Below are 9,949 nucleotides of genomic sequence, written 5' to 3' on the forward strand. Positions count from 1 at the left end.
GATGCCCTACCGATTTGAATTTCGCCCCTACCGGCGTCCCTTCCAGCGCCCCCTGCAAACCAGTCACGGCACCTGGGAAGTCCGCGAGGGCATTATTATCCGCCTCACCGGCAGTGCCGGTCAAGCCGGCTTCGGTGAAATTGCCCCCCTCAGCTGGTTCGGTTCCGAAACCTTCGAGCAAGCCCTCGATTTTTGCCGTCAATTGCCAGCTGAGATTCCAGAAACAACAATTTTCTCCCTCCCACCGGCACTCCCCGCCTGTCAATTTGGCTTCGAGTCCGCTTGGGAAACCCTCTGTGAGAGCACAGGCGAGACGCCTGTGCCTACGCCTAAAAGACGTAGGACAGGCGTCCCGCCTGTCCCAAAACTGGAAACGAAGGAATACAGCGCCCTACTCCCCGCAGGGCAAGCAGCTCTGTCCGCATGGCCGCCACTTTGGCAGCAAGGCTATCGCACATTTAAATGGAAAATTGCCGTCGCACCGGCACCAGAAGAACTCCAGATTTTTCACCGGCTCACCCAAACCCTGCCGGCACCCGCAAAGCTGCGACTGGATGCCAATGGCGGGCTTAGCTGGGAAGACGCCAACCAGTGGCTGCAAGCGTGCGACTCCTGCGGCGCAGTGGAATATCTCGAACAGCCGCTGCCAGTGGGTCGGTTTGATGCCATGCTAGAGTTAAGCAAACGCTATTCTACGCATTTAGCTTTGGATGAATCCGTGGCGACACTCGCCCAGATGCAAGACTGTTTTCTAAAGGGCTGGCGCGGGATTTTTGTCATCAAACCTGCCATTGCCGGTTCCCCCTCCCAGCTGCGCCTGTTTTGCCGGCAACACGGCATTGATGCCGTTTTCTCCTCTGTGTTTGAAACGGCAATTGGCAGACAAGCTGCGCTGAGACTATCCGCTGAACTTTCCCGTCACAATCGCGCCGCCGGTTTTGGCGTCAGCCACTGGTTTGGCGAGGATGATGAAACCTGGCTTGAGAATTTATGGCAGACCTATTGACAGATATCGAAAAACGTGCTAATCAAGATTGGGTGATCGGTGGCGACTGCCGCCGGGTTTCCGAAATTGCCAGTCAGCTGTTACAGGAATTAAGCCAGCTGGCTAACCGGGAAACTAAGCCGAAAATCTTGCTAGCGGAGCGAGAGCCGGTGCGGTTTCTAGCCAGTTTCACCGCTGCTGTGACTGCCGGCTGTCCCGTTTTTCTCTGCAATCCAAGCTGGGTAAAAGAGGAATGGCAGCAAGTTTTTGACTTGGTGCAGCCAGATTTAATTTGGGGGGAAGAGGCACTCCACAACCAGCCAGAGGAACATTCTTCAATCCAAAATCCAAAATCCAAAATCCAAAATCGGATTATGATTCCCACCGGAGGCTCATCTGGGCGGATTCGCTTTGCCACCCACACTTGGGAGACTTTGATGGCATCTGTCAGGGGGTTTCAACACTATTTTCTGGTGCCGCAGGTGAATTCATTTTGCGTGCTGCCGGTGTATCATGTTAGCGGGTTGATGCAATTTCTGCGTTCGATAACCACGGGGGGGAGATTTGCAATTCTGCCATTTAAAGCCTTAGAAGCCGGTGAGCGGTGCGATATTGAGCCGGGGGAATTTTTCATCTCCCTAGTTCCAACCCAGCTGCACCGGCTGCTGCAAAACCCAGAAACTGCAAGCTGGCTGTCGAGCTTTCATACTGTGCTGTTGGGCGGTGCGCCGGCTTGGGCAGAACTTTTGCAACTCGCCCGACATCGCCGCATCCGGCTAGCGCCCACCTATGGCATGACAGAAACCGCCTCGCAGATTGTCACCCTCAAACCGGAAGATTTTCTAGCCGGCAATAACAGCTGCGGTCAAGTTTTACCGCATGCCAAGGTGACAGTGCGGACTCCCTCTGGGGAGATATTAGGCGCGAACCAAACCGGCATCATTACTATAGAGGCAGATTCCCTAACACTGGGTTACTATTCCCCTGCAGAAAGCTTCAACCCACAATCCAAAATCCCAAATCTAAAATCCGACGATCTGGGGTTTTTTGATGGCGGGGGGTACTTAAATCTTGTAGGGCGCAGCAGTAACAAAATTATCACCGGCGGCGAGAATGTGTTCCCCGCTGAGGTGGAGGCGGCGATTCAAGCGACTGGTTTGGTGAGGGATGTTTGCGCGATTGGTTTGCCCGATCCGCAGTGGGGGCAAGCTGTTACAGCGGTTTACATTCCGCGAACTCCAGAGGTAATGCCGGCAGCGCTGCAAGCGGCGCTGGAGGAGAAATTGAGCAAATATAAGCGCCCGAAATACTGGGTGCCGGTGGAAAGTCTGCCCCGCAATGAGCAGGGGAAAGTGAACCGGGAGGAGTTGCAAAAAATTGCTATCTCTTCTCTTGGCGCTCTTGGCGTCTTGGCGGTTTATTAAAAGTTTATTAAAAAATCTATCCCCACCGGCGCAGCCACTGGATCATATCATCGGGAAGAGGCTGTTTAGTTCTGCTAGCCGGTGCGATGCAGACATGCTTGGTCATTGCCTTTGCGGCTAGCTTATCTGTAGCAAAAATTTGGTAATCTATTTCAAATTTATGCTCGTTTATCTGTTTGGGGATTAAGTGGATTTCCAGCAAGTCACCGCAAAACATGGGGCGAAAGAAATCGGCACCGGCACCGGCGATGGGAATGGCCACAGCTGGGTTGCTGAAGAAAAGCTTGAGATTGATTCCAGACGCCGCCAGAGAAGCTTCATAGGCTTCATGGCACATGGCCAAAACATTGGCAAAGTAGACGACGCCGGCGGCGTCGGTTTCTTGAAATCGAACAGTTCGGGGATATGTGAAGGGCATCCAGAAAGCAGAATGAAGAATGTCTTATTTTGAGTGAGCCGGCTTAATCAAGCATAACATAGCCCCTGCCAAAAACTGATTGCAAGAAACCAGGTTTCTTTAAGAAACCTGGTTTCTGGTAGCGCAGCTGCCTAATCTGGATGCCGGTGGCGTTGGCGACTCACTGATAGCGGAATGCTACGGTAGAGCTGTGCCGCATCCTGAGCGCCTAATACTTAATACCTAATACCTGATATTGTGGGGTTTTGCCACGCTCTGAGGCGACTGCAGCACCAGCGCACCCCTCTTTCCGGTAGAGTTGACTTCACTCTCTCAAGTGCCGCAGCTAAGTCCAAACTTGGCAAATTTTCTGAGTTTGAGCAATCAGTCAATTCCCGAATCTGCCCAATTTCCCATTACTAATGCTATCATGTAGACAAATAAGACAGAGTGAAAAAATAGTACACTCATCATTCATTCCCTCAAGATTTGTAGTGAATTTTGCGAAGCCCCGAACTCCCCACTGGTCCTGTTGTAGGTCGAATTTGAGCCGTTTGCCTCTTTTAATCAACTGGCGAGGCGAGGGCTGCCCTCAATCATCTAAACTGTTTTAGTTTAAGTTAAAGGGCGTCTGGAGTGCACCCTCGAATGGGAAGATTTCAAGCGGGCCAACTGAGGATTATATTAGCGCACTAAATCAGGGTCAGGTTGCCAAGATGGCAGCTTTTTTTCCGCTGCCGGAAGTCAGTCTGGATAGAGCTTTCAGAGAGTTGGCTGAGGGAATGGCTGGGAATAGGGAGGTTTTCAGTTGGATGAAGTGCGCCCCAGAAATCCGGTTTCTTTAAGAAACTGGGTTTCTCACTCACTATAGCAGTAGCCACTTAGGTTCGTACATTTCGGCCTCTTTTGCACCCCCGCACTCCGGCTCCTATTGTCCTAACCCATATTACTACTGGGATATAGACGCAGGCCAGCGTCTGGCTGCCCTGAAGGTTTAATGTCCTAATCTAAGTGGCTACTGCTATAATATGAAAAACGCTATAAATCATCCTCCTAAAGAGGGAAAAGGGTAAGGGCAAGGGTATGAGGTTGCCCTCTCACTCTTGCTCTTACCCTCACCCCGGATGGTTTTAGAGCTGGAAGTCGGTCACTGACGCCCTGTGCCAGAGTCAGTCGAGCGAGCAGTATTTCCCAGAGGCTAGCGCAGCGGCGGCGATCGCCGGCACCCCAGAGGCTGCTGTTGTGCTGCTTGCCGCCAGTGGCGAAGTAGATGCAACCGGAAAGGAGTTTAGGGAGACGCTGGAGGGGATTCCAGGTAGGACTTGACCAAATCGTCACCGATGCGAACCGTCAGGTCAGAGTCCAGATCACCGGTAGAATCGGATTCGATCTCGCCTAAGCCCAAGGCTGTTTTGAGGTATGAGGCTCCTTGCAAATCACCTTTCTGGACAATGATTTGCGTTTGGAGTTGCGTGTCGGGCCAATCCCGCACGACGTATACATTGTCAAAGCCCCGGTCTTCGAGATACTGGGTGATAACGTCGCCAATCTCAGGAGAGCTAGAGGCATTCTGGATGGCAATTTTCAGGGGGCTGTGCAGCCGGCGATCGGTCTTGCGCTCCACTAGGGGCTGGCGAGGGAGGGGCTGGGATGCGATCTGGAAATAGTCGCGCACCAGCCGGTTGCGCTTTTCCTCGTCCATAATCCAGTAACTGGTCGGATATTCCTCAGGGGCGCTGAAACGACCGGGTAACAGCACCATTCTCACATCAGCCTGCTCGATCTTCATGGCAAAATTAACCACAGCCAGCATTTCTTCGAGGCTGAGATTGGTGTCAACATACTTTTGCATCACCTGGATAATTTGAGGCAAACGCGGCAGCACCCCCGGACTGGTGAGCCGGTTGCGCAACGCCTTCAGTAAAGCCTGCTGCCGCTGCACCCGCCCAATATCTCCGTTTATCTTGTCGCGGAACCGCGCGAACTGCTCCGCCCGTTCGCCATTGAGGGTTTGCCACCCTTCAGCGAGATCGATATGCAGCTTTTGCGTTTCGTCCACATAGTACATGGGTTTGGGAACAAACACCTCAACGCCACCCAACAGATCCACCAGCTCCCGAAAAGCGCCGGTGCTGACGCGCACATAGCGGTCAATCGGTGCGCCGTTGAGCGTAGCGCTCACCGTCCGCGCCGCCAGGGCTGGGCCCCCTTTGACATTGGCGCTGTTGATCTTGCCGGTGCCCACTCCCGGAATTTTCACCCGGGTATCCCTGGGAATGGAAAGCATATTCACTTTGTTTTCCCCGGGATTGAGCCGCAGCAGCAGCATTGTATCGCTGTTCCCCGTGAAGATTTCCGGCGAGTGTTCCCTCGCCGTAAGAACCCGGTCAATCCCCATGACTAAAATATTGACAGGGCGCGCCAGCCGGTAGGGCAAATTGTACTCCCTGTCGGCTGCCCCTGGCACTGCAGACTGCCCAGAAACACTCGGCAGCGACAGCGGCGCAACAAGGGCCACTGTTGCCCCCAGGGTGGCAGACATTGTTGCCGTCAGAACCAATCCAAAACTGCACAGCAGCGACTTACTGACTGCCAAACCGGCTCTGCGCAGTGCCAGCCGAATGCCGGCACTCGCTCTAGCCTTAAGGAAGCCCGAAGCATGGGACTGTCCAGATTTTGCGTCTTGTTGAAGCGGTTCCACTGCTTCTTCCACTTTGACCTCACCCGCACCACATCGGTCTAACGGGAACGATTATAGCTGACCCTATCGGGCAGCCGCATCCCAATACATGCTGAGTGCCGGCGCAGCCGCCAAGTTTTGTCCTCCCCCACCGCCACCGGCAGCTTCTGGAGATATTCTCCCGACTGAGGCAGAACCGGAAAAAACCTTGTACGATCAGGCGCAGTAAGTAGAGCTAGCAACGGGCTAATTGCCAACAACCATGTATCGCTCCTTGATCCCTGTTATTCTTGCCGGCGGCAAAGGTGAGCGCTTTTGGCCACTCAGCCGCTCGTACCGGCCAAAGCAATTTTTAAGTCTGGATGGGAGCGGTAAAACTCTCCTGCAATCAACCGCTGAACGGCTGCTCCCACTCGCCGACGAGGGTTGGGCGCGTTTGTGGGCGGTCACCTCCGCCCCTCTGGCTGAGGGCGTCCGAGGACAGCTGCAAGGGCTCTACTGGGACAACTTGCTGGTCGAGCCGGAAGGGCGCGACACCGCACCGGCAGTCACTTGGGCTACCCTTGAGATTGCTCGGCGCTATGGGGAGGACGCCGTGGTTGGCTTCTTCCCCGCCGATCACTGGATTGGAGATCAGGTAGCGTTTCAGAAAACCATCCGCGCTGCCATCTCTCTGGCCATCGCCACTGACGCCATCGTCACCCTGGGGGTTAGACCCACCTACCCCGCCACCGGCTACGGCTACATTGAGCAAGGGCAACCTGTGGGCATATTCGGGAGGTTGCTGACTTACCGGGTGAGCCGGTTCACGGAAAAGCCTGACTTTTGGACGGCTCAGAGCTTTCTCTCCACCGGGCGCTACAGCTGGAACAGCGGCATGTTTGTCTTCCGTGCCGGCGTGTTTCTCAGGCAACTCAAGAAACACGCTGAGGAGATTTACATTCCCCTGAAAGAAAAAGGGCCAGCTATCTATTCCGAACTGCCCAAGACGAGCATCGACTACGCTTTGATGGAAAAAACCGAGCTGGCCTTTGTGCTGCCGGCAGAGTTTGGCTGGGACGATCTCGGAGACTGGAACACCCTGGAGCGCCTGCTGAAAGGGGACAAACCTAATGTCGAGTTCGCCAATCATGTGGGGATGGACACCTACAGGACTATTCTCTACGACACAGACCCCGATGAGCTAATTGTTACCATTGGTTTGGAGGATGTGGTCGTTGTTCGCGACCGCAACGTCACCCTGATTGTGAAAAAACACCGCACCCAGGAAATTAAGCAGGTGCTCAAGCTCCTGCAAGATGACCCAAAATACAGGCATCTTCTGTAGCCATCATTTCCTGTTGGGTACCGCCCCCGGGCATAGGGCATGGGAAAGTTCTGAATTCTTAAGGCTATTCAGAATTTTACTATTCGGTAAAATTTCCGAACATTCAATTTAAAAATTCGACTTATTTCCCAGCGCCCTATCTCTAAATTTTGCGGTAACAGACGCAATAAAAAATTAGCAATAACCATGCTTTCTTTAACTAAAACCAGTTCGCGCCAGGGAGAAATCCTGGAAGTCGTCTTCCGCAACGGCTGGGATTACATGCGGAGTGTCATGACCGGTGGGAAGGCTGATGAGCCTCAACTGCCGCCGCCGGCTGTTCTCCGCAATATTTTGGTGGAGTTGGGGCCGGTCTATGTCAAACTGGGACAGCTGCTGAGCACGCGCCCAGACCTGCTGCCGGCAGAATACATTGACGCCCTCACCGATTTACAGGCCAATGTTCCGCCGGTTCCTTGGTCAGAAATAGAACTTGTCATCCGCAAACAGCTGCGGCAGCCTTTAGAAGAAACTTTTACCGCCATTTCTCGCTCCGCAATCGCCGCCGGCTCCATTGCGCAAACCCATCGCGCCACCTTGAAGGACGGTCGCGAAGTCGCTTTAAAAATCCAGCGCCCGGGCATTGATCTCGTTGTCGAGCAGGATCTGGCTCTGATCAGAGGGGTGGCGGAATTGGTATCCCTGACCGATTTTGGCAAGGACTACGATGTTGTTGCCTTGGCGGATGAATTTGCGATCGCCATACAGGCAGAACTCGATTTCACCCAAGAAGCCAACTATACCAACCAGCTGCGCCGCAATATGTCTGCCAGCAATTGGTTTGACCCCAAACAGTTGGTGGTTCCAGAAATTTACTGGGAACTGACAGCCGAAAGACTTCTGGTGCTGGAGTGGCTAGACGGAGTGCCGCTCCTGTCAGCCGATTTACTCGGCGCTGGAAATAAGGCTGATATCGCTGCCAAGCGGCAAGCCATTACTACGCTGCTCTTCCGCGCTTTCTTCCAGCAAATCTATGTTGACGGATTCTTTCACGCTGACCCCCATCCTGGCAATTTATTTTACCTCAGAGACGGGCGCGTCGCAATTCTCGACTGCGGCATGATGGGACGCCTTGACCCCCGGACTCAGCAGACTCTGACGCAGATGCTGCTGGCAATTGTTGACTTAGACGCGGCGCGGTGCACTCAGTTAACCTTGCAATTGGCTGAGTCCGCCCAGCCAGAGAAGGTTGCCAATTTAGAAAGCGACTACAGCCGGATGCTGCGCAAGTATTACAGCCTGAGCCTCTCTCAAATTAATTTCTCTCAGGTGTTTTATGAGGTGCTGCAAGTCTCCCGCGACAATAAAATTCGCCTGCCTAGCAATATGGGGCTGTATGCAAAAGCTCTGGCAAATTTGGAGGGCGTGGCCCGCATGTTCAACCCAGAAGTTAATTTGATCGACGAACTCAGGCCCTTAATTACAGACCTGTTTCGCCGGCAGTTATTCGGGAATGACCCCCTGCAAGCTGTTCTGAGAACCGCCCTGGATCTTAAAAGTCTTTCTTTGCAATCTCCCCGCCACGTTGAGGTGCTTCTAGACCGAGTGACTTCTGAAACTTTGCGCTGGAATTTAACCCTGAAAGACCTCGATGGCGTCCGCCGCAGTGTTGATGATTCTGCCAACCGGCTGTCTTTTAGCATTGTGGTTGGCTCGCTGATTATTGGGGCGGCTATTATCTCCAGTCAGGCTCAGACCATTCAGCTGTCTTTCCTGAGCAATGCCCTATTTGCTGCCGCCAGCCTCATCGGGCTGTGGCTGATTTGGAGTATTATCCGCTCTGGGCGTTTGAAGTAATCAGTGTGCCGGCAGAAATAAACTCAACATTTAGAGACCAGGTTTCTTTAGCCAACCTGGTTTCTAACACGGTGAATTAGACAGAGCAGATTTTTGGAGGCAAGCTGTGAGAAAGAATGAGCGCGATCTGAGCCAATCCGGAGAGAACCTGGAAACGAATCCCTTGTTTCCGAGTGGCGAGTGGGAAGGCTTTTACACCCTTGAATTCGGCCCTCAAGCCGGCAGGCACATGATGTCTTTTACCCTCACCTTTAAAAACGGAACTGTCAGTGGCAGTGGCATTGATGACGTAGATTACTTCACTTGGCGCGGGCATTACGACACGGAGAAACTGCGCTGCTCGCTGCGCAAGACCTATCCCACCCACACCGTTTTCTACGACGGGTACGCTGACCAGAACGGCATTTGGGGCACTTGGGAAATCCCTCTCTTCAGCCGGGGCGGTTTCCACCTGTGGCCGAAAGGACTCTCTGAGAATCTCTCTCTTCAAGACAGGGCGGACGTTCCAGAATTTTTCAAGAGGCCAGAACTAACAGGCTCTCCCTCGCTCCGCCAAGGTCGGTCGGAGTGTACAATGTGATACGCATTACCCGATAAGCTGGGGAGAGCCGGCAGCAGGTCATGGAGCGTCTGGTCAAGAGTGGGGCGGGGTGGCGCTTGGGCTGGGAGCCTGACGCCCCTGAATTTAAGGGTTTAGTGGGCGGGGGGGACTGGGCCATCGAGCTGACAGAGGCGGAGTTGAGCGACTTTTGCCGGCTGTTGGGGCAGCTGGATGCTATAATGGCTGACATGGCCGGTGAGCTGATGGATGAGGAAAAGATTGCTTGCGAGGTCGAAAGCGATCTATTATGGTTAGAGGCTGAAGGATTACCCCACGCCTACAGTCTCCACCTGATCCTGCACGCGGGCCGTCGCGCCGAGGGCCACTGGCCCCCACCGGCAGTCCCCAGTCTCGTCCAAGCAGCTCTAGTTCTAAAAGTTTTTTAGAACTACTTGCGCCGGCTGAAAACGATGTGCTAATATAAAAGTCTGCAACGGGGCGTAGCGCAGCTTGGTAGCGCACTACTTTGGGGTAGTAGGGGTCGTGGGTTCAAATCCCGCCGCTCCGATTGAGTTACAGATGATTGGCTCTGGAAATGGCCTTGGCCTTTCCAGGGCCAATTCTCATATCTATGCCAGCAGGGGACGCCGGTTGGGCTAAAGCCCAACTACATACTTTGGGCTAAAGCCCAACTACCAACCTTTGGGCTAAAGCCCAACTACGAACCTTTGGGCTAAAGCCCAACTGCGAACTTTGGGC

General features: G+C 53.6%; 9 protein-coding genes and 1 tRNA gene. 7 read left to right on the forward strand and 3 right to left on the reverse strand.

Going from position 1 to position 9,949, the window contains the following annotated elements:
* Position 1 precedes the first annotated feature (1 nt).
* Together OSC10802_RS0112760 and OSC10802_RS0112765 are read left to right on the forward strand one after the other, a co-directional pair.
* Positions 2 to 1,006 carry an o-succinylbenzoate synthase gene (locus OSC10802_RS0112760; protein WP_017717158.1) on the forward strand — a complete coding sequence of 335 codons (1,005 nt, stop codon included), beginning with the start codon at positions 2 to 4 and terminating at the stop codon, positions 1,004 to 1,006.
* Entirely contained in the window at positions 991 to 2,409 is a 1,419-nt protein-coding gene (locus OSC10802_RS0112765) for a 2-succinylbenzoate--CoA ligase (protein ID WP_017717159.1), read from the forward strand. The genes OSC10802_RS0112760 and OSC10802_RS0112765 overlap by 16 nt, the downstream gene beginning before the upstream one ends.
* A 16-nt stretch (positions 2,410 to 2,425) precedes the next feature.
* On the opposite strand, the gene OSC10802_RS0112770 is transcribed toward OSC10802_RS0112765, so the two are convergent.
* The 3 genes from OSC10802_RS0112770 to OSC10802_RS0112780 all read right to left on the reverse strand — a co-directional run bounded on the left by OSC10802_RS0112770 (position 2,426) and on the right by OSC10802_RS0112780 (position 5,507).
* On the reverse strand, positions 2,426 to 2,827 hold the full coding sequence (locus OSC10802_RS0112770; RefSeq protein ID WP_017717160.1) for an acyl-CoA thioesterase: 402 nt from the start codon (positions 2,825 to 2,827) through the stop codon (positions 2,426 to 2,428).
* 671 nt (positions 2,828 to 3,498) lie between these two features.
* Positions 3,499 to 3,687, reverse strand: coding sequence for a hypothetical protein (locus OSC10802_RS49680; RefSeq protein WP_155967666.1), 189 nt, complete (start codon positions 3,685 to 3,687; stop codon positions 3,499 to 3,501).
* Between the two features lie 407 nt (positions 3,688 to 4,094).
* On the reverse strand, positions 4,095 to 5,507 hold the full coding sequence (locus tag OSC10802_RS0112780) for an LCP family protein (RefSeq protein ID WP_232731669.1): 1,413 nt from the start codon (positions 5,505 to 5,507) through the stop codon (positions 4,095 to 4,097).
* A gap of 241 nt (positions 5,508 to 5,748) precedes the next feature.
* On the opposite strand from OSC10802_RS0112780, the gene OSC10802_RS0112790 reads away from it, so the two are divergent.
* From OSC10802_RS0112790 to OSC10802_RS0112815, 5 genes are all read left to right on the forward strand, one after another.
* On the forward strand, positions 5,749 to 6,813 hold the full coding sequence (locus OSC10802_RS0112790; RefSeq protein ID WP_017717164.1) for a mannose-1-phosphate guanylyltransferase: 1,065 nt from the start codon (positions 5,749 to 5,751) through the stop codon (positions 6,811 to 6,813).
* 186 nt (positions 6,814 to 6,999) lie between these two features.
* On the forward strand, positions 7,000 to 8,649 hold the full coding sequence (locus OSC10802_RS0112800; protein ID WP_017717166.1) for an ABC1 kinase family protein: 1,650 nt from the start codon (positions 7,000 to 7,002) through the stop codon (positions 8,647 to 8,649).
* Between the two features lie 106 nt (positions 8,650 to 8,755).
* Entirely contained in the window at positions 8,756 to 9,229 is a 474-nt protein-coding gene (locus OSC10802_RS0112805) for a hypothetical protein (protein WP_017717167.1), read from the forward strand.
* 41 nt (positions 9,230 to 9,270) lie between these two features.
* Entirely contained in the window at positions 9,271 to 9,636 is a 366-nt protein-coding gene (locus OSC10802_RS0112810; RefSeq protein WP_017717168.1) for a DUF1818 family protein, read from the forward strand.
* 48 nt (positions 9,637 to 9,684) lie between these two features.
* Positions 9,685 to 9,758 (forward strand) — tRNA-Pro (locus tag OSC10802_RS0112815).
* The last annotated feature ends 191 nt before the right edge of the window (positions 9,759 to 9,949 follow it).

Source organism: Kamptonema formosum PCC 10802 (genome assembly GCF_000332335.1).
Classification (GTDB): Bacteria; Cyanobacteriota; Cyanobacteriia; order Cyanobacteriales; family Oscillatoriaceae; genus Oscillatoria.

What these genes read in the sequence shown, in the direction of transcription:
- OSC10802_RS0112760 (WP_017717158.1), top strand. Translation starts at nt 2, where the DNA reads ATGCCCTACCGATTTGAATTTCGCCCCTACCGGCGTCCCTTCCAGCGC.
- OSC10802_RS0112765 (WP_017717159.1), top strand. Translation starts at nt 991, where the DNA reads ATGGCAGACCTATTGACAGATATCGAAAAACGTGCTAATCAAGATTGG.
- OSC10802_RS0112770 (WP_017717160.1), bottom strand. Translation starts at nt 2,827, where the DNA reads ATGCCCTTCACATATCCCCGAACTGTTCGATTTCAAGAAACCGACGCC.
- OSC10802_RS0112790 (WP_017717164.1), top strand. Translation starts at nt 5,749, where the DNA reads ATGTATCGCTCCTTGATCCCTGTTATTCTTGCCGGCGGCAAAGGTGAG.
- OSC10802_RS0112800 (WP_017717166.1), top strand. Translation starts at nt 7,000, where the DNA reads ATGCTTTCTTTAACTAAAACCAGTTCGCGCCAGGGAGAAATCCTGGAA.
- OSC10802_RS0112810 (WP_017717168.1), top strand. Translation starts at nt 9,271, where the DNA reads ATGGAGCGTCTGGTCAAGAGTGGGGCGGGGTGGCGCTTGGGCTGGGAG.